At 64.0% G+C, this 19623-nt stretch carries 12 protein-coding genes; 5 read left to right on the plus strand and 7 right to left on the minus strand.

Annotation, left to right across the window (positions count from 1 at the left end):
• Positions 1-24 precede the first annotated feature (24 nt).
• Positions 25-3018, minus strand: coding sequence for a type VI secretion system contractile sheath large subunit (gene tssC, locus AC1D1J_RS10400; protein WP_477686179.1), 2994 nt, complete (start codon positions 3016-3018; stop codon positions 25-27).
• A gap of 223 nt (positions 3019-3241) precedes the next feature.
• Between tssC and AC1D1J_RS10405 the strand changes: the two genes are divergently transcribed.
• The 3 genes from AC1D1J_RS10405 (at position 3242) to nirK (ending at position 6013) form a co-directional block, all read left to right on the plus strand.
• Positions 3242-3493: a hypothetical protein gene (locus tag AC1D1J_RS10405; protein WP_477686180.1), complete on the plus strand. Its 252-nt coding sequence runs from the start codon at positions 3242-3244 to the stop codon at positions 3491-3493.
• 16 nt (positions 3494-3509) lie between these two features.
• Positions 3510-4325, plus strand: a complete 816-nt coding sequence (locus AC1D1J_RS10410) for a sugar phosphate isomerase/epimerase family protein (RefSeq protein WP_477694630.1) — start codon at positions 3510-3512, stop codon at positions 4323-4325.
• Positions 4326-4540: 215 nt separating this feature from the next.
• Entirely contained in the window at positions 4541-6013 is a 1473-nt protein-coding gene (gene nirK / locus AC1D1J_RS10415) for a copper-containing nitrite reductase (protein ID WP_477686182.1), read from the plus strand.
• A 51-nt stretch (positions 6014-6064) separates the two neighbouring features.
• On the opposite strand, the gene AC1D1J_RS10420 is transcribed toward nirK, so the two are convergent.
• The gene (locus AC1D1J_RS10420) at positions 6065-7105 is read right to left on the minus strand and encodes an NADP-dependent oxidoreductase (protein ID WP_477694631.1); all 1041 of its coding nucleotides are present in this window, start codon (positions 7103-7105) and stop codon (positions 6065-6067) included.
• A gap of 15 nt (positions 7106-7120) precedes the next feature.
• Positions 7121-8350, minus strand: coding sequence for an MFS transporter (locus AC1D1J_RS10425; RefSeq protein ID WP_477694632.1), 1230 nt, complete (start codon positions 8348-8350; stop codon positions 7121-7123).
• Positions 8351-8428: 78 nt separating this feature from the next.
• On the opposite strand from AC1D1J_RS10425, the gene AC1D1J_RS10430 reads away from it, so the two are divergent.
• Positions 8429-9430 (plus strand): AraC family transcriptional regulator, encoded by a 1002-nt coding sequence (locus AC1D1J_RS10430; protein ID WP_477694633.1) that lies wholly within the window; start codon positions 8429-8431, stop codon positions 9428-9430.
• A 146-nt stretch (positions 9431-9576) separates the two neighbouring features.
• Here the strand turns inward: AC1D1J_RS10430 and AC1D1J_RS10435 are convergent, their stop codons facing one another.
• Together AC1D1J_RS10435 and AC1D1J_RS10440 are read right to left on the minus strand one after the other, a co-directional pair.
• Positions 9577-10029 (minus strand): cupin domain-containing protein, encoded by a 453-nt coding sequence (locus AC1D1J_RS10435; RefSeq protein ID WP_477694634.1) that lies wholly within the window; start codon positions 10027-10029, stop codon positions 9577-9579.
• 11 nt (positions 10030-10040) lie between these two features.
• Positions 10041-10439 carry a tautomerase family protein gene (locus AC1D1J_RS10440; protein WP_477686187.1) on the minus strand — a complete coding sequence of 133 codons (399 nt, stop codon included), beginning with the start codon at positions 10437-10439 and terminating at the stop codon, positions 10041-10043.
• Positions 10440-10547: 108 nt separating this feature from the next.
• On the opposite strand from AC1D1J_RS10440, the gene AC1D1J_RS10445 reads away from it, so the two are divergent.
• Positions 10548-11468 (plus strand): LysR family transcriptional regulator, encoded by a 921-nt coding sequence (locus AC1D1J_RS10445; protein WP_477694635.1) that lies wholly within the window; start codon positions 10548-10550, stop codon positions 11466-11468.
• A gap of 216 nt (positions 11469-11684) precedes the next feature.
• Here AC1D1J_RS10445 and AC1D1J_RS10450 read toward each other — a convergent pair whose 3' ends face one another.
• Positions 11685-17729 carry a YDG domain-containing protein gene (locus AC1D1J_RS10450; RefSeq protein WP_477694636.1) on the minus strand — a complete coding sequence of 2015 codons (6045 nt, stop codon included), beginning with the start codon at positions 17727-17729 and terminating at the stop codon, positions 11685-11687.
• 105 nt (positions 17730-17834) lie between these two features.
• Positions 17835-19580 carry a ShlB/FhaC/HecB family hemolysin secretion/activation protein gene (locus tag AC1D1J_RS10455; RefSeq protein ID WP_477694637.1) on the minus strand — a complete coding sequence of 582 codons (1746 nt, stop codon included), beginning with the start codon at positions 19578-19580 and terminating at the stop codon, positions 17835-17837.
• Positions 19581-19623: the final 43 nt, after the last annotated feature.

Here is a 19623-nt window from a genome sequence, read left to right on the forward strand (position 1 = left end):
TATGTTGGGTGGGAAGTGAATGTGTCACTTCGGCAGATTCGCCACAAGGCGGATCGAGGTTGTCAATTCCTCAAGCTGGAAGTGCGGCCTGAGGAAGACGACCGCGTTGTAGGAACCCACGGCGCCCGGAACATCCTTCACGATCACGTTCGCCTGGCTCAAGGGAAAGCTCGCTTTTGCGTCTTGGGAGGCGTTCTCATCGAGCAGCACATAGTTCGATATCCAGGTGTTCAGGTAGGCCTCCACGTTGCCCCGCGTCAGGAAGCTGCCTATCTTGGCGCGCATGATGACCTTGATGTAATGCGCGAAGCGCGAGGCCGCGAGCATGTAAGGCAGCAGCGCGGAAATCTGTGCGTTGGCATTGGCACTGTCGGAAAAATACTTCTTCGGCTGGTTGCTGGTCTGCCCGCCAAAGAATGCAGCTTGCCCCTTGCCCTTGCAATGGCACAGCGAGATGAAGCCCAGATCGTTAAGCTCCTTTTCTCGCCGGTCGGTGATGGACACTTCAGTTGGACAAAACAACTCCTCGGCCCCGGAATCGGTGCGGTAGCTGTAGGTCGGCAGGTCCTCAACCAGTCCACCACCTTCAACCCCGCGTATCGCTGCCGTCCAGTTGTACTTGGAGAAAGCGTTGGTCACGCGCTGCGCCAGCATGTAGGCCGCATTGCCCCACAGGAAGCTGCCGCTATCGGGTGAACTGCTGGAAGGCCCGACAGTTTCCTCGAAATCCATGCCGTCAACCGGCCAGCTGTTCTTGCCGTAAGGCAGGCGCAGCAGCACATGCGGCATCACCAGCGTCACATAGCGGGAGTCCTCGCTTTCGCGGAATTCCTGCCAGCCGGCCAGCTCAATGCTTTCAAAGATTTTTTCCAGGTCACGGGGCTTGGCGAGGTCGCGAAAGCTGTCGAGTCCGAACAGCGACGCCGAGGCCGCGGTGATGTATGGCGCATGGGCGGAGGCCGCAACTTCCGCGATCTTGCGCAGGAATTCGATATCCTTGGCGCCGCGCCCCACCTCGTAGCCGCCAATCAGAAGACTGTAGGGCAAGCCACCGAAGGTGCCGTACTGGTCTTCGTAGATCATTTTGAAGAGTTTGCTTTGGTCCTTGTCGACCGCCTTCTCCATGTCGTCCAGCAGCTCGTCCCTGGTGGCGTTGAAGACACTGAGCTTGAGCATCTTGCCGGTTTCGGTGTTTGACACGAAATAGTGCAAGCCGCGCCAGGTCGCTTCGACCTCCTGGAACTTCGGCGCATGCATGATCACGCTCAATTGCCTGCTCAACCAGCCGTCGATGTCGGAAATGTGCGAGTCAATCGCAGTTATCGCGGCCACCGGCGCATAGGTGGAACCTGGAGCATCTAGCCGCGCCAGCACATCCGTCGCAAAGAAACCGATCGGGCCGAGGAATTTCTGCCTGTCCTCGTCGGTTTTCAGGCCAGCCGCATCCGTGAGAGCGAAGACCGCATCAATGTTCTGCCTGGCTTGTTTTTTTGTCGGAGGCACCGGCTTTGCTTTCGGGTCAGGCGTGTCGGTAGCGCCGCTGAGAACCAGCAGCATATTGTTGGCCACCCTGCGATTGACCGCGTCATGCTTCTGCTCGGCCACTGTGCGCACTTGTGCGGCGTCGGCCGGCATCGCAATCGAATCGCTGTCATCGGTCTGCTGCATACCGAGCACAGACAGAGCAGCCCTTTTCGCGTCGGCATCGATCTGGCCGTCTTTGGGTGCGAGCGCTGCCAATAGCGCTGTGGCGTCTGCAGCGAGCTTGGTCTGCGTCGCGGTCACAGTGGGGTCGGCGCCGAGATTGCTGGCAATCGCATTGCGTTCCAGCTGGATTTTGGAAGACAGGCCGGCATCCCACTGCGTAAGTTGCTGCAGCTGGGCTGACACTGTCTGCAGGTTCTCCGGCGTGTCGGGGGTCGCAAACACCCCCAGCAGCCTGCGCAGCGGCGCCAGGGTTGCATCGGGGTCAACCACCGACTTGCCGTCCGTACCCACGTTGCTGACTGTGTCGTATCCCCAGTCGGTGGCAGCCTTGAGCTTGGCCGCCTGATCGGCCTTGCCCATCACCATGGCCAGGTCGTACAAAGAAGATGTGGCCTTTTTGAGTTCGCCAGGCGCCTTGTCCATATCTGCTTTGACGACGCTGTTGCGGTAGTCCGGCCCGGCCAGCACCTGAAGTTGTGCTCGCCCGGCCTGGCCGTCCGGCGTTTTGGCAATCAACAGATTCAGCTGGTCGTTGAGCCGGTCGCTCGACTCCGCCCGCGACTGCAGCATGCGGATGTTGCTGCGTACCCGATAGAGCTTGTTGAGGTCAGGAATGGCGCGCACGATGGCGATCGGGTCGAACGCATCCAGCGAACTGAAAGTAATGTCGCCGGACAGATTGGCCGATTCGACGGCTCCGATCTGCATTGCACCAGGTGGTGACGGGATACGCGGAACGCGGCCCAGAGCCACACGCGGCAACTGCGTCTTCATGACGTCGTTGAAGAGGTCCCGGTCAATAGGCACCATCTGCCGCTGCTTGTACGGCGGAAATTCCACGTCGGGATCGCGATCGCCGGCCAGGTCGGCGAACACTCCAACGATGAAGGGGAGCTCCTGCTTTTCGATGGCGCCGCCAGTCTCCACCTCGTAGGTGATCTTCACCCGGGGCGGACGATTACGCTCCAGCCATTTTTGAACACTTTCAGCCATTTTTAGCCTCTCATAGTCAATACCGCACGCACTTGCAGAAACGCTCGCCAAGCCACGAGGGCCGCGGGCGGAATTTCTCCCGCACTGTTTTCGCAAGCGGCATGCCAACCTTAAAAATCTCTTAACGCATTGATTCGTATGAGTATTTTTTTCACCTCTGAAGGTGAGGGGGACTAATTTGCACTGCTCTTTTTTCAGTTGAGCGAAGGCATCGCATACCGAAAAAGCGTGCCGGTCGAAGGCCCTCGACATCTGTCCGTGCTTGTGCAACCAGCAGGACAAAAATATCCATGCCTTGGTGCAGATATGTCCCGTCACTTTGAAACTCGCGGAAATTTTCCAAAGAATGGAATGCCACTATTGCGAATAGTTAGTTTCCAAAGAAAATGATTGGTTTTGAGCTGACCGGGACAATAATGAAGTTATCTATTGCGAAGAAACTGCAGAACAAGCGCTTCGAACACATTGCGGCATGCAGTAGTGCCTGGCATGCACACGCTTAATGACACGCAGCGGCATCCCCAAAAAACAAGCTTGCTTGATGAACAAACAACTGGTCGATTTCGCCGTCCTCTGTATCCGCAGAAAGCTCGAGAGTGCCCCGCACTCAGTCGATACGGCCATAGGAATCCACTCGTTCTGGATCGATTGGGAAGAGCCCGTCCCTCCGGAAGCTACAACACTGGAGGCGCTGGAAAGACTCGAGAGCGACGGAGTGGTAGAACGTGTCGCGCTGGACACACAGGAACTCTGGATGATGAAGAAGGAGTCTCAGTTGCCCTCATCGACGTGAGCCCGGAGCCAGGAATATGACCCGACCCATTTCACTCGCCGCCCTGACCGTGCTGGAATTGACGCCGCCTGAAATGGTGACCTGCGCCTTTGATGCCGGTTTCAGCCATGTCGGCATCCGCTTGCTGCCGGCAACGCCGACCGAGCCGCAGTACGACATCGTGGGAGACACGCAGATGCTGCGCGAAGTCGAACATCGCCTGGCGGACACCGGCATCAAGGTGCTTGATGTCGAAATCTTTCGCATCAGGCCTGATACCCTGGTCGGCGGCTACGAGGCCGCAATTGCCACCGCCGCCCGGCTCGGTGCGAGCGAGTTGCTTGTGGCCGGAAACGATCCCGACGAGGCCCGGCTCACCGATACCTTCGCCGCATTCTGCGATCTCGCCAACAGCTACGGGCTGGCAGCCGCCCTGGAATTCATGCCCTGGACCGACGCGAAGGATTTGACCCAGGCTGCGCGTATCGTTGAGCGCACCGGCCGCAGCAACGCCGGTGTCCTGATCGACCCCTTCCATTTGAGCCGCTCGCGTAGCCGCATCAAGGACATTGCCGAAATCCCGCCGTCGCGCATGCGCTTCATGCAGTTTTGTGACGTGCCCGCAGCCATTCCGCCGACGACGGACGCGATCCTCGCCGAGGCCCGCTCCGAGCGCCTGTTTCCTGGCGATGGCGAAGTGGACCTGCTCGGTCTTCTGCGTGCTGCGCCGCGCAACATCCCGCTCAGCCTCGAAGTGCCAACGCACACGCTGGCACTCACTGTCGGCGCCACCGAGCGCGCACGCCGAACCCTTGCCGCCACACGGCGCGTGCTGGCGCAACTCGACACATGAACGGACGCTGACAACTGGGCTCGTACCAGGAATGAAAAGAAGCGGGATGAAGGCAGGTGTTACCCGACACTGCAATCCGAACGTTCTGAACCATTTTTATTCAGGTCGAACAAGCCGTCTATCTGGCAAGGCATTGATCTAAAACAAGCTTCTCGTGGCACACCACTCGCATAGTCAGAACTGCCGAATCGGCACAAAGACCAAGGAAACGCCACATGAAACGGACTCTCTCCCTCGGCGCCATCGCCGCCGCCATCGGTATCCTCGCCACGGCTTTGTCCGTGCAGGCGCAGCCCGCCGCGCACCCGGCGCATACCACTGCCGCGTCCGGCAGCACTTCAATCGCAGCGGCACCCGCCCGGATCAAGCGCTACGAACTCCACACCAACATCGTCGACGGGAAAATGGTATTCGTCGACGACAAAGGACAGGTGAATCCGACCCTTGCTGCCAACGTGGACGACACAATCGAGATCGTGCTGGAGAGCGGCGAAGGCGCGGAGCACGACCTGGTGATTCCCGAACTCAACGTCGCATCGTCCAAGTTCAGCCCCGGCACCGGCAAGACCACTCTGCGGTTCAAGGTTCCGCGCTCTGGTACGTTTACCTACTACTGCTCAATCCCCGGCCACCGGCAGATCGGCATGGAAGGCCGGCTGCAAGTCACCGGCCCCGCCGCGGCCCAAGCGACTGCGCCCGCTGGCAGCGACTCCAGCCAGGCCGCACTTGCACTCTACACCCCAGCTCCCGTGCCACAGCGCGCGGCCGACCCGTCCGCAGTCAGCGTGGCTGCCAACCCGGCCACGGTGCCGGCTGCCGTAGGGGGCCGGGCTCCCAAGACCCTGAAGTACCGCATGGAGACGGTCGAGTTGCCCGGAAAGCTCGACGACGGCACGAGCTTTACCTACTGGACTTTCAACCGCCAGGTGCCCGGTCCGATGCTTCGCGCCCGCGTAGGCGACACCATTGAGCTGACGCTGGCCAATGCCCGTGACAGCAAGATGATCCATTCGATCGACCTGCATGCGGTGACAGGCGGCCATGGCGGCGGCGAACACACGCAGGTTGCTCCGGGCCAGGAAAAGACCATCACCTTCAAGACGCTCAACCCGGGCCTGTATGTGTACCACTGTGCCACGCCCTTGGTGCCGCAGCACATCGCGGCCGGTATGTACGGAATGATCCTGGTCGAGTCCGCAGGCGGTTTGCCTAAGGTGGACCGCGAGTACTACGTGATGCAGGGAGAGATGTACACCGGCCGTCCACACGGCGCCAAGGGACACCAGGAGGCCGACCTCGAGAAGATGGCCAATGAACTGCCCGACTACTACGTCTTCAACGGCGAAGTCGGTGCACTGAGCAAGACCCATAAACTTCAGGCCAAGGTAGGCGAAACCGTGCGCATCTACTTCGGCGTCGGTGGCCCCAACAAAATCTCGTCTTTCCACGTTATCGGTGAGATCTTCGATACCGTGTACAGCGAAGGCTCCTTCACGGGTCTCAAGCACGACGTACAGACAACGCTGGTGGCACCCGGCGGCGCGACCATCGTCGAAATCAAGGTCCAACACCCCGGAAGGTATTTACTGGTGGACCACGCCTTGTCACGCGCAGGCAAGGGCGCGGTCGGCGTGCTCGAAGTCACCGGCGAACCGGTACCCGGCGTCTACAAGGCCGGTGTGTTGTAACCCTGGACAGGGCCGCGCCACGCGAGGCAGCGTAAATCTGCCCCTCTGCAACTATGCCTCCAGGCGTACGACGACTTTGCCGGAGTGCCGGCCCTGCAGCAGGTCTGACAGGGCGGCGGGTGCTTGCAGAAGACCATCCACAACGTGCTCCAACGCCTTGACCTGTCCACCGTTGATCCATTCTTCCATGTCACTGCGGAACACGTCAAAGCGCGCACCGTAGTGGTCAAGAATAATGAAGCCCTGCACCCGTAACCGTTTCTGCAAGATGGCGGCCAGGAACTGCGGCAGCTGACTGATGCCGGGCAAACCTGCCGAGTCGTTGTAATGTGCGACAAAGCCGCACACAGGCATACGGGCGCCAAGATTGAGGAGCGGAAGGACTGCCGCCAATACGTCGCCTCCGACGTTTTCAAAGTACACGTCGATGCCCGCCGGGCATGCGGCAGCAAGCTGTTCCCCCAACAATGGCCCGTGCCTGTCGACGCAGGCATCAAAGCCCAGATCGTCGACGGCCTGGCGGCACTTTTCAGCACCGCCGGCGATGCCTACCACGCGGGCGCCCTTGAGTTTCGCGATCTGGCCGACCATGGCGCCCACCGCACCGGTCGCCGCTGCAACCACAACAGTTTCACCAACTTTTGGCTGGCCGATGTCCAACAGACCGACATGCGCTGTAAAGCCCGGCATTCCGAGCGCGCCAAGCGCAAGGGATGGTCGGGCCATATCACCAATCAACAGCAGGTCGCTCCCATCGCTCAGAGCGTAGTCCTGCCAGCCAGCGTTGGCTAGCACGAGATCACCAACGCGATATTTGGGATGCCTGGAGTCGACGATGCTGCTGACTGTGCCGCCCGGCATGGTGCCGCCCAATGGAACGGGTGGTGCGTATCCAGGCCCGATTTTGTCCATCAGGTTGCGCATGTATGGGTCCAGCGAAAGGAACTGCGTCCGTAACAGCACCTGGCCTTCACCCGGGCGCGGCACGGAGTCGGCCACGAGATCGAAGTCAGAGGCAACGGGCAGGCCGCGCGGGTGCGCCGCCAGTATGAGGCGCCGATTGGTGTTCAGGTCCGGTTTGGGATTTGTCATGATGGCCTCTGTGCTTCAGTCGCGGCGGGATCCGGGACCGCGCTGCCAAGCCAGCAGGCCACCCAGGGCCACGGCCACCATGGCGAACGCAGGAGCCCCGAGCGCTCCAGTCCAGTCAACGATGAGGCCTCCCGCGATGGCCCCCGTGGCAATGGCGATCTGGAACGCTGCCACCAGCAAGCCGCCCGCGGCCTCTGCCTGGTCTGGTGCGGCGCGCACGATCCAGGTCTGAAAGCCGACCGGAAACGCGCCGAATGCGAACCCCCACAGCGTCACCGCGACAGCGGTGACCACGGTGGAGCTGCCGCCAACGAGCAGCGCAGCCGCAAGCACGGCGATCATTGCGCTGCCTGCGACGATCGCGTATCGCTCACTGCGCCCCGCCAGCCAGCCCCCGGCAAAGTTCCCGAAGAAGCCGCCGATGCCGTAGCCCAGCAGCACAGCGGAAATCGCCGCCACTGGCAGCTTCGTCACGTCTTCAAGCACGGGCCGGATGTAAGTGAAGCCCGCAAAATGGCCGGATATCACGAGCAACACGGCCAGCAGCGCAATGCGTACCGGCCCCCGCGTGAGCAGATCGCGCAGGCCCTTCAGACTGGCCTGATCGCGTGGCGGCAGGGGCGGCAACGCGACCAGCTGCACAACGAAAGCCAGCAGGCCGACGGCACCTGCCGCGACAAAAGCACTACGCCATCCCCAAAGATTGCCCATCCAAGCGCCGACGGGCGCCGCGCAGACGGTGGCAATGGACACGCCCGTCAACACGAGCGACATTGCGCGCGGAAAAAGCCGTTCCGGCACCAGGCGCATGGCCAGCGCCGCCGCCATCGACCAAAAGCCACCGAGCGCGATGCCAAGCACCACGCGCGCGACCAGCAGCACCGCGAGCGAGGCGGCTGTCGCCGCCAACAGGTTGGATACGAACAAAAGGGCTGTGAGCGTCAGCAACACCCGCTTGCGATCGAAGCGCGCCGTCAGCAAGGGAATGGTCGGCGCGGCCACCGCGCCGACAAGCGCGGTGGCCGTGACGGCCTGACCCGCAGCGCCTGCCGTGACGTGCAGGTCGGCCGCCATGGCGGTCAGCAGGCTGGCCGGCAGGAATTCCGCCGTGACCAGGCCGAACACGCCCAGGGACAGTGAAGCGACCGCCGCCCAGAGCGCGGCGGCCTCACCGGGCGGATCATTGACAGGAGTTACACCAGCGGCCAGCGGATCGAGACAGGCAGAACAGGAAGTTGATGACATGAAATATGAAGCCTTGTTGAGGACAGGGTTGCCAGCTTAGGCCTAGCATCGACACCTTTCCATGGCGAAAGAGCCGAAATGCTTGACGATTCCTCCAGAACTTTCACGCCCGTCGTTCAGCCTCCTCAAGAAGACGGGGGCCTGCCTGCCGCCGGGCCCGATCCCCTCACCAAAGTCCTGCTGGGCCTGCGCCTGGAAGGCGTTGAGTACGGCCGCTGCCTCATGCATGCGCCGTGGGCGATTTCCTTTGCCGCGCAACCGGCCGCACGTTTTCACTTCGTCGCCAGCGGAGATTGCTGGATGCATACGCAGCAGTCCGGGTGGATGGAACTGAAGGCCGGTGACGCGGTGCTGCTGCCGCGCGGCACGACCCACACCTTGGCCAGTTCACCCGAAGTGCCGCAGGTAGACCTCGCGACCTTTGATCGCGAGCGGGTCGCGGACGACATCTACCTGCTGCGGGACGGAGCTTCTATGGCGCAAGCACCCTCCCACGTCATGTTCTGCGGCAGCATGACCTTCAACCTCGACCCGCTGCACCCCTTGCTGGCCATGATGCCGGAGGTGATACGCGCCGGCGACCTGGCCCAACGCGACCCGGGCGTGCCCATGCTGCTTGACGCGATGGAACGTGAAGCATCGCTCAACCGCATCGGCGCCTGCGGCATCCTGGCCCGCATGGCCGACGTGCTCGCCGCGAGCATCATCCGCGCCTGGGTGGAATGCGCTTGCAGCAACTCGACAGGCTGGATCGCAGCGCTGCGCTCGCCCGGCGTGGGCAAGGTGCTTGCCGCCATTCACGCGACGCCGGAGCAAGACTGGAGTGTGCCGGAGATGGCGAACATCATGGGCGCATCGCGATCACGTTTTGCCCAGGCATTCAAGGATTCGGTGGGCGAGAGCCCGGCCAGGTACGTGGCCCGCATTCGCATGTTCCAGGCCCGCAGCTGGATCGCGCAGGACGGCATGCGTGTCACCACCGCCGCCGACCGGCTGGGCTTCGACTCCGAGGCCTCGTTCAGCCGGGCGTTCAAGCGTGTGATTGGACATCCGCCGAGCAAGGCGCGCAGCTCCATGTGACCAGGGCGTGTTGTGGTGCTGTGGCGCTGGACTGCTCAGTTGGGCTTTGGTGCGCATTTGCAATACGCCCGGCGCACAGAGCAATGAGCGCCGGCAAGGCCTGGGTGAAGCAGGACATGGCTATCGGCAATTCGTGAATCGCCCAGCTAGTCCAGCACGCGAGGCTGCACGCCGACTACTGCGCAATGCCGGTAGTAGTCCGAGATCCGGCCGGCGGCAGTTATCCGCTGCAGTACGCTGTGGTGCGCTCCGAGGTATTCGACACTGCCCTTGACGACGACGTGCACCAGCAGATCCTCGTCCCCTACAGCTTCCCACCAGTCCACATTGCCGGCAGGCTCGTGAATGTAGTCCCCAACGCCCACCATGCGACCGTCGTTCAGGCGACGCTGGCCAACCAGGGTCAGGGCGTGAACCTCGCCAGTGTGCCGGTGTAAACCCAGCCGCGTGCCCGGCTTGAGCCGCATCAACTCGACCCAGCCCGAGCCGTCTGGCAGGAACTGGATCGGAAGTGACCACTTCCCTTCCCCTTCCGGAATCCAGGAGTCAAGTCCGGCCCGGCGCATGGCCGTGGCGACGATAGTGTTTGCTAGTTCCATGGCTCTGCCTCTTACTGGTCTGGATGTTGATGGCGATATTCCTGGGTGCGCCCGCCATAGCCGTACGCGCTGCCGCGCACGTCTTGCACGTACACGTAGCTTTCTGGGTGCAGGTCTCCCAGGATGCGCCCGAACGCTTCAAATGATTCGGCGACAAACCGGGCCTTTTCGGCCTTGGTGTTGGTTTCGTCCACCACCTTGATGTCGAAGTAGAAGCTGGTCATCTTCAGGTCGGCCAGCGATTTTCCGGCGACAAACCAGTCGCGCGGGTCAACATAATCGATCACCACAGCGGTGAGGTCACGTCGCTTTCCGAGCAAGCGGCTGGAAAGGTCCAGCAGCGTGTCGGTGACGAGTTGCGAGAGTTCCGGCGTGCGGTTCGCCGATATCTTGACATTGAGGATAGGCATGGTTGTTTCCTTTGTTGGGGTTGGTGTGTTCACTTTAGGGCGAGCCCCTACAGCCGGAAACCACCGTCCCGCATAATCGGTTTTGCTCCAAACGCAAAGGCAAACCCGATGAAACACTTTCTGCCAGACCCTGCGGACCTGCGGTGGCTGGTTCGCTCACTCGACCTCAATTCGTTCTCTGCGGCCGCCCGGGAGCTGGACGTGGCAGTCTCGGTCGTTACCCGGGGAGTCAACCGGCTCGAAACGGGGTATGGGGTCACTTTGTTGCGCCGGTCCACGCATGGGCTGTCAGCAACCGCCGAAGGCCTTGAGTTGGCGCAGGAAGCGCGTGAACTGCTGGCGCGGATGGAGGACATCTCTGCCGCAGTGTCGAAACAGCGAAGTCGCGTGGCAGGCGCGCTGCGACTGGCTTCAAGCCAGGAGATTTGCGAGGAACTGGTTCTGCCGCAGCTGGGCGCGCTGCGCGCGCGATACCCGGAGTTGCGCATCGAGGTGGTGGCCGATGACCGGGTTGCCGATCTCGTGACGGACGGGATCGATGTGGCCCTGCGCACCACAGTAGGCAATAGCGAGGCTGTGGTCGCCCGTGCCCTTGGCTCCTTTGAACGCCGCCTGTACGCCTCGCCTGAATATTTGCGCCAACATGGAGAACCTGCCAGCCCGGAGGAGCTGGGCAGGCATCAGACGGTAACCCATACCGCGCAGGGGCCCGTTGTGACATGGGCGTTCCGCAAGGCCGGACGGAAGGTCGAAGCCACTGTCAGGTCACAGCTCGCCATGAATACCACGGCCCTGGTGCATCACGCCCTGGTGGCCGGGGCGGGCATCGGCATGCTGTCGGTTCCATTGGCGGCGGGGGACGTGGCCAAGGGCCTTTTGAAGGAGGTCTTGTCGCCTTACGCTTCCGGTGTTACCCACACGATGTTCGCAGTGTCCCTGCCCAACCTGCGCAACGCGGCGCGCGTACGGGCTGTGATCGACTTCCTTCAGGCGGCCGCCCGCAGGCAGTGGACCATGACTTGCACCTAGCGGGGGCCGGCCTTGAATTCCAGCACCAGGAATGCTGCGCTTAAGGTTTGTTTTGATTCCCCATAACCTGCCCAAGAAGGGATGCAGACAAATGGACTATCAGGAGGTAGTTCACGTATTCGTGCCAAGACAGGATTCGAGCGGTCGAGCTCTACACCAAGTCCGGAAAACCCGTGAGCCAATCATCCGTCAGCTGGGTTGCATGAATAAAGTCCTTCAGTTGGTGCTTTGAGCGAGCGCCGGCATGCGCATGCCCTCATCCACAATCGTTAGCGGCAGTTCACCGGCACAGTTGCCACGACCCGCCAGCGGGATACACGCAGAAAGCGGCCTGAACTCAGGCGCTGGCAGCGGCGTTTGCGCTTTTGCCTGCTGGTAGGGTGTGCCGCCGGTCGACCCTGCAGCCTGACCAGGCAGCAGTCCGGCCGTGATCAACAAGGTGCCGGGCGTGTAGTTGATCGTGTAGTTGCCATTGGCTGCCAGCAAACCCTGGTTGATCGCGTAATTGCCAGGCTGCTCGCCCGCCACACGCTGCAACGCACCGCTCAGTACAGAGGCCGCGCTGTCGCCGGCCGCAAACGGCCCGGTGCGGTAAGTCAGCAAAGGGTCGGGCGTATAGACCTGTTTGGCCTGGTTATCGGCGATCACCGAAAGTGACGCTGGCGTAATGACACCGCTGTTGTTCGCGGCATAGCTGACGCTGTAGTTGTTGCCGCCATTACCGTCGTTCATGACCAGTCCGGCGGCAGTCAGCGTCTTGCCGCTGCCGGCACTTTTGTTGTCGAAGGTCTGCGTGGCTGCGCTGGCAACTGTGTCGTACAGCGCGCCGGTGACCACGGGCGCTGCTGCCGACGCGGTGGTGCCGTCGTAAACACGGTTGTCGGCCTGCGCGGTCACAGTCAGCGCGGCCGGGGTGATGCTGGCCGTGGCCGCCGCCTGACCGGTGATGGTGTAGTTACCCACGTCGGCGCCTGTGTAGCTGCTGCTGAGGGCGACGGCTTTCCCGCTGCCCACATGTTTGTCTGCGAAAGCGCCTGTGGCAGTTACCGCGAGATCGTCGTTGGTGATCAGGCCAGCGTAGCTTGCACCAGCAACGTTGACAGTGGCGGTCGTGCTGCCGTCGTAGACCTTGTCGGCAGCCGTAATGCCGCTGACGGTCAATGCTTTCGGTGTGATGTTCGCCGTCGTCGTAGCCTGGCCGGTGATGGTGTAGTTGCCGACGTCGGCGCCCGTGTAGCTGCTGGCGAGCGTGATGGTCTTGCCGTTGGCCACGTTTTTGTTGCCGAAGGCGCCATTGGCAGTGACCGCGAGATCGTCATTGATGATCAGGCCAGCGTAGCTTGCGCCAGCCACATTGACGGTGGCGGCGTTGTTGCCGTCGTAGACCTTGTCGCTGGCCGTGATGCCGCTGACCGTCAAGGCCTTGGGTGTGATGTTGGCGGTGGTGGTGGCCTGGTCCGTGATGGTGTAATTCCCCACGTCGGCACCGGTGTAGCTGCTGGCCAGCGTCACCGTTTTGCCGTTGCCTACGTTTTTGTTGCCGAAGGTGCCGGTGGCGTTGACTTCGAGTACATCGCCGCTCACCAATCCCGCGTAGCTTGCGCTGCTGATGTTGACGGCAGCGGTCGTGTTGCCGTCATAGATCTTGTCGCTGGCCGTGATACCGCTGACCGTCAGCGCCTTGGGCGTGATGTCGGCCACCAGCCCAGCCGGATTGCTGACGCTGTAGTTGCCGGCATCGGCGCCCCCCAGCAGGCCGGTACCGTTCAAGGTCACCCCTTTGGCATTGCCGACCTTTTTATCGGCGAAACTGCCGGTGACACCACTCAGGTTCAGCGTTACGTCCTCAAGGCCGATCACGCCTGACAGCGCCGCCACACCGGTGTTCAGCGTAGCGGTGGCATTGCCGTCGTACACCTTGTTGTCCGCAGTAAGGCCGCTGACCGCCAAGGTTTTAGGTGTGATGCTGGCGACCACCGCAGTCGGGCTGCTAACGCTGTAGTTGCCCGCATCGGTGCCCGATAACAAGCCCACCCCGCTTACTGTTACTGCTTTGGCATTGCCTACATTTTTATCGGCAAAGTTGCCGGTAGCGCTGCTCAAATTGACGGCAACGTTATCGCTGCCCAGCACGCCAGACAACGTTGCCGCGCCGGTATTCAACGCGGCGATAGTGTTGCCGTCGTAGACCTTGTCGCTCGCCGTCACGCCGCTCACGGTGAGTGCCGCCGGCGTGATGGTCAGCAGGCCGCCCACAATATCCAGCCCCTGCTGATCGGAAAACGCGGTGTAGGTGCCGACGTTGCGGCCACTGGCGGCAGTGCCGGTGCGCGTGCCCGAGGGCGCCACCACGCTGCCGGCCTGCGTCGCCGCGTTGTAAACCGTGTTCACATTGGCCACGTTTTGCGCCACCAAAAAGTTGCGCAGCAGCGGGCCGGTCATGCCTTCGTAGATGCGCCAAACGGTGGACGTGCCGCCTGTGGCACCCACGTCCCATCCGGCAAAGGTGGCCTGCTGGCGCATCTGCGCGGTCGTGCGGCCGGTGCCGGCAGCGCTGGCGGCCTGCCCGCTCGTGACGGTGTCCCAGTAGCTGTTGGTGACCGTGCCGGAGGCCGAGCCGGCCAGCCCGCCCAGGGCGCTGGTGCCGCTGACGGCGCCGGTGGCGTAGGTCTTGTCCACCGTGCCGGCCACCACATCGCCGATCAAGCCGCCGACCTGGCTGCCACCGCTCACGCTGCCGCTCGCATAGGCGTCGCTGAGCGCGCCGCTGTTGCTGCCGATCAGGCCGCCCACCGCGGTGCCGGTGCCGGTGACGGCCCCCGACGCGTAGGCGCCGCGAATCACGCTGGCAGCGTCGGTGACCCCGACCAGGCCGCCCACGCCGCCGGCACCGACCACCTCTCCCGTGGCATAGACGTTCGAGGTGGGAACACCCCCGGTGCCGACGCTATGCCCGATCAGGCCGCCCACCCGGCTGCCGGCACCCTCCACCCGGCCGGTGGCGTAGGCATTGCTGAGCGCCGCCTCAGCCGAGCCGATCAGGCCGCCGGCATCGCTGTTGCCCGTGTCGGTCGCCCGCACGGTGCCTTCGGCGTGCACGTTGCTGATGACGCCCATGGTTTGCCCGAGCAGTCCGCCGACGTTCGTGAGGCCTTGCACGTTGCCGGTCGCCACCGCGTTGGAAAGCTGTGCGTCGGCGTTGCCGATCAGGCCCCCGACCGACCTGCGGCCCGTGACGTTGCCGGTGGCCCGGACGTCGGAGATCGTGCCGCCGGCGTACCCCGCCAGACCGCCGACGTTCGCGCCGGAGACGAGGCTGTCGCCCGCGACCGCGCCGGTCGAACTCGACCGCGTCAGCGAGGTCCCTTCGAAGTTGCCGACCAGGCCGCCAACAAATGAATAGCCGCTCACGTCACCCGTCGCTTCCCCCTGGTCGATCGTCCCGCCGGCGACCCGCCCCACCAGGCCGCCGACGTTCGCGCCGGCATTGCCCACGGCGTTGCCTGTGTTGGTGACGGAGCCGGTGGCTGTGACGTTGCTGAGGTCGGCTCCCGTCGATCTGCCGATCAGCCCGCCGCTGTACTGCCGCTGGCTGGTGACGTTCGCGGTGGCGCGGGCGTTCTGGATGGCGCCGCCGCTGTGGTCGCCGATCAGTCCGCCGGTGTAATTGCCGGGTCCCTGCACGGTCACGGCGTCGGAGCGCGCGTCCGTCACCGCACCGGTGTTGCGTCCCACCAGGCCGCCCGTGTAGTCCCCGGTGGCGCTCACGTTGCCGGTCGCATAGACATTCGACAGCGCGCCAGTACTGTGCCCGACCAGCCCGCCGACGTACTGCGTGACGCCGGTGAGTCCCGTGGCCGTGACGGAGCCGGTGGCATACGAATTGGTGATGTCCCCCGAGTAGTTCTGGCCGACGAGGCCGCCAACCCCGGTATAGGTGGTGGTCGCGCCGCCGTCGGCCACCACCGCTCCGGTCGCGCTCGCCTGGGAGATGTTGCCGAAATTCCAGCCCACGAGGCCACCCACGTTGCGGGCCGCTCCGTTCACACCCTGGCCGCCGAGCCTGCCGATGCCGTTGACGGTGCCGCTGGCGCTGACGTTGGTCAGGGTGGTGCCCGCGGTGAGCGCGTCGGCGTTGCCGTTCGCGCCCAGCAGCCCGCCCACGTGGGCGCGGCCCGTGACCGCGCCCGAAGCCCGCGCATTCTGCACGGTGGCGCCGCCGCTGAGGCGGCCCACCAGCCCGCCCACATAGTCGTAGTTGTTGCCCCCGTTGACCGCGCCGGAGGCCGACACGTCACGCAGCGTGGCCCCGTTGATGGCCTCGCCCACCAGGCCGCCAATCACCATGTCACCGCTGCTGGTCATGTTGATGGCCACCTGGGCGTGCGCATCCTGCAAGGTTCCGCCACTCATGAAGCCCACCAGTCCACCGACGCTCGACCCGGGACCTGCCAGCGTGCCTGAGGCACGCAGGTTGTGCAGCGTGGCATTGTTGGCGTCGCTGGCCAGTGCGCCTGCACCCGTAAAAGCATTGCCCGTCACGTTGACGAGGTCCAGGTTCCTGACCGTTCCGCCGATCACCGAGAACATGCCCGTCATGCTCGTCGGCACCCAGAGCTTCAGGTTGCTGATGGCGTGGCCCAGGCCGTCCATCACGCCGCCCAGCCCCGTCAGCGGCGAGGCACCCTTGTTGCCGTTCCAGCCCGCGGTCGCGCTGGCGTCGATATCCGCGCCCAGCGCGTAGCGCAGGCCGCCGTCGAGGTTGATGGACTGCAGCCCGTCGGTGGAGCCTTCGGTGCCGAGGGTGTTGATGACGATGTAGCCCTCGCCGTTGATCGTCAGGAAGCCCGTGCCCGCCCGGTCGAAATTCACGCGGCCGGCGAAGCCTGTCACCGGGTCCACCGGCACCTTCACCTTGCCGCCCGCGACGCCCGCATCGGTGCCGTTGGCGGTGCCGGTGTTCATGACCAGGGCCGAAGTGCCGGTGGCGTCCATCACGGCGCGGATGTTGATGTCGCGCGCAGCGGTCAGCGTCAGCGTGTTGGCGGCCCAGCTCACGTTGTCGTTGACGTGGATGTCGCCGTTGCCCGCCGCGTTGCTGCCGCTGCTGGACAGGATGGTGACGTCGCTGTTGGCCAGGTTGGCGGAGAGCGTGGCGCCGCTGATGTCGCCGCCGCTGGCGGCGATGGTGAAGTCCGCCGGGTCGATCAACCAGGTGCCGGTTTTGCCCTGCGCGGCGCGCGTGCTGACGCGTGTGCCTTCAGCCACTTTGACATGCGCGCCCGAGGTGTCGACAAAGCCTCCGTCGCCGCCGGTGGGCGCGGAAGCGTCCAGCGTGCCGCCCACCTGCACCGTGCCGCCGTTGAAGCCGCCCAGCAGCTTGATGACACCGCCGCGGTTTTCCAGCGTGCGCGCCTGGATGACGCCGGTGTTGTTGACCACGGTGCCGGCCAGCGCGTCGGCGGCTTTGGCGGTGAGCAGGGCGGTGCCGCCGTCGGCCTGCATCAGCCCGCCGTTGTGCACCAGTGCGTTGACCGCGCCTTCGTCCACTGCAAGCTTGAGCAGCCCGTCGCCTGCGAAGTCGAGCGTGACCTGCTTGCCGGCGGCCAGCGCCACCGTGCCCAGGTTGGCCACCAGCGTGCCGGTGTTGCTGACCTGAGCGCCAATCAGCGCGATGCTGCCGCCGTCGGCCGCGCGTATCGAGCCCTCGTTGCGCACGCTGCCGCCACCACTGCCGCTGGCGCGCAACACATAACGCCCGGCCATGAAGTCGGTATCGCTCATGCCCAGGGTCGAGGCCACCAGCCCGCCCACGCTGACCTGCGCGCTCTGGCCGAACAACACGCCGTTGGGGTTGAGCAGGAAGACCTGGCCGTTGGCATTGAGCCGGCCCAGGATCTGGCTGGCCTCAGTGCCCAGCACGCGATTGAGTGCAACGGCATTCGATCCGGGCTGCACGAAATTGACGGTTTCGTTGCCGGCGATGCCGAAGCCCTGCCAGTTGATGGCGAGTTTGGGTGTGGTCTGGGTAATGGTGGTGGTGGTGCCGCTTTGCGTGATGCCACCCTGGCCCGCGCTGACCTGGCCACCCATGGGAGCGGCCAGCGCCTGCGCCGCTGCCAAGCCGGCGGCAAGGGCCAACGCGCGGAGCTTGCGTTCACGCTTGCCCAGGCTGCGTTTGCCCTTGCCGCTGGCTGTTTCGGCCACGGCTTCAAAGCAGGCACCGGCTTCGTTCCAGATGACGCGGTAGGTGTGGTTCATGGCGGTTTTTCCTTCGGTTGTGAATCAAATCGGGCTGCAGCCCTTTCAGGACGTGCGCAAGCAGCTATCAAATATGTAGCGCGAAATAGGCGGTGCGTTGGCCACTCAAAAACTCCTGGACACCTGCAGCCACAGCCGGCTGCTGCGATCCGGCTCGGCGGTGGCCGGACCGCCGTGCAGCTTGCGTGCGTAAAAGAAGCGTGCGCTCCAGCCGTCGGCATGCGCCCAGTTCAGGCCCAGACCGGCACCCGACAGGCTTCGCCGGTTTGACGCGCCAACGCCGGACAACGGCTGCTCATTGCCGTAGCCAACGGCCGCGTCGTAAAAGCCGACCAGCTGCCAGCCGGCGCCCAGCGGGTATTGCAGTTCCAGCGTCAGCAGGCTGGCGCGGTCTGACGGCGCTTCGCCCTGCGGGTAGGCGCGCACGGCGCCAGCGCCGCCAAGCGGCAGCTTTTCGGACGAGTCCAGGTTCTTGCTGGGCCACTGGCCGGTATAGGAGACCAGCAAGTTGGCCTTGCCGACGCTTTGCTGACGCATGGCCAGCAGGCCCAGCTTGCCGAAGCTGCCGGCGCTGCGCACGGTAGCCTCGTCGATGGCCAATGCGTCGGCACTGTTAATGGCCAGCTGGCCGCGCGTATAAGTGGCCGAAAACCCCCAGACGCCACCGCCACCCCAGCCGTCGCGTGCGTCACCGGAAAGGCCCAGATTGAGCAGGTTCAGATGCTTGTCATCGGCCGAGCCGACGAGGTCGATGCGGTCACGCAGGCGCTTGTGCTCGGCACTGACTTGCGCGTTCAGGTTGTGCAGGCGTGAGCGCAGCACCGGGTGCGCGGCGAACAGGGTGGCTATGGAGGCGTCGCCATGCGCCTCCAGGTTTGCAAACTCCCCGCCCAGGCGGTACCTCATCACCGAGACGGCAGCGCCCGCACGCGTGCCGTTACCGCCCACCGGTAACTGCCACCCCAGGCGTGCGTAGTTCATATCGCTCCCGGCGGTCAATGCGCGCAGGGACACCAGGTCGCCCAGGCCGGCCGGGTTGTTGAAGTACAGGCTGGCGCCTACCCGTTCGCGGCCGGTGGCGCGGCTGCCGAAATTGTCGGCCTCCAGCAAGCCAGTGACAGCCGGCCCCCGCTCAACGTCCACCACCAGTTCGCTGGTGCCCACCGACGCGCCGGGCTGCAGGGTCGAGCGCACCGCGATGCCGGGCACGTCGGCTGCCAGCAGCAGCGAACGCTCCAGCGCTGCGTCGCTTACCAGCTCACCCGGCACCAGTGCGGCCAGCGGCAGCGGCGCGGGCAATTCGCCCTGCGGCTTCACGGTGATGGCGCTGTAACGGCCCTCCACAATGGCGATTTTCACCACACCATCCTGGATGTCCTGCTGGGGCAGGTAGGCGCGCGCCACCGTATAGCCGTGCTGGCGATAGAAGCGGCTCAGGCGCACCGCCAGTTCCTCGAGCCCGGCGAAGTCAAGCTCACGGCCGATGGCGTCCTGCACCACCGTGAGCAGGTCTGCTTCAGAAAAAGCGGTGGCACCCGAAATTTTTATCTGCGCCACCCGCACCTGGAGTGCAGCATCCCCCGGTGATGCCTGTGGCATCGGGGATGCCACGGCCGGTGCTGCAGGCAGAGCAGCCGGTGCATCTTCGCGAGGCACGGGAGCCGCAGGCCTGAGTTGCTGCAACACATTGCCGGCATCGGGAGGGCTGGCCGCCGCTGCCGGCTCCAGCCCGGTCAGGCACACGGCTCCGCACAACAGCGCCGCGGCGCGGCGCACGGGCCATGAAGAGGCGTAAAAGCCCTGACGCAGCGGCAGCGAAGCGCCTGTCGTGGATCGGGTAGTGGTTTGCATGCCGCGTATGGTGTCGGGCCGGGAAGGCAATCGCCTCCCCTGA

The organism is Polaromonas sp. P1_F8, assembly GCF_056405635.1.

Coding starts and splice junctions, on each gene's coding strand:
- AC1D1J_RS10405 (WP_477686180.1), top strand. CDS start 3,242: ATGAACAAACAACTGGTCGATTTCGCCGTCCTCTGTATCCGCAGAAAG.
- AC1D1J_RS10410 (WP_477694630.1), top strand. CDS start 3,510: ATGACCCGACCCATTTCACTCGCCGCCCTGACCGTGCTGGAATTGACG.
- nirK (WP_477686182.1), top strand. CDS start 4,541: ATGAAACGGACTCTCTCCCTCGGCGCCATCGCCGCCGCCATCGGTATC.
- AC1D1J_RS10420 (WP_477694631.1), bottom strand. CDS start 7,105: ATGACAAATCCCAAACCGGACCTGAACACCAATCGGCGCCTCATACTG.
- AC1D1J_RS10425 (WP_477694632.1), bottom strand. CDS start 8,350: ATGTCATCAACTTCCTGTTCTGCCTGTCTCGATCCGCTGGCCGCTGGT.
- AC1D1J_RS10430 (WP_477694633.1), top strand. CDS start 8,429: ATGCTTGACGATTCCTCCAGAACTTTCACGCCCGTCGTTCAGCCTCCT.
- AC1D1J_RS10435 (WP_477694634.1), bottom strand. CDS start 10,029: ATGGAACTAGCAAACACTATCGTCGCCACGGCCATGCGCCGGGCCGGA.
- AC1D1J_RS10440 (WP_477686187.1), bottom strand. CDS start 10,439: ATGCCTATCCTCAATGTCAAGATATCGGCGAACCGCACGCCGGAACTC.
- AC1D1J_RS10445 (WP_477694635.1), top strand. CDS start 10,548: ATGAAACACTTTCTGCCAGACCCTGCGGACCTGCGGTGGCTGGTTCGC.
- AC1D1J_RS10450 (WP_477694636.1), bottom strand. CDS start 17,729: ATGAACCACACCTACCGCGTCATCTGGAACGAAGCCGGTGCCTGCTTT.
- AC1D1J_RS10455 (WP_477694637.1), bottom strand. CDS start 19,580: ATGCAAACCACTACCCGATCCACGACAGGCGCTTCGCTGCCGCTGCGT.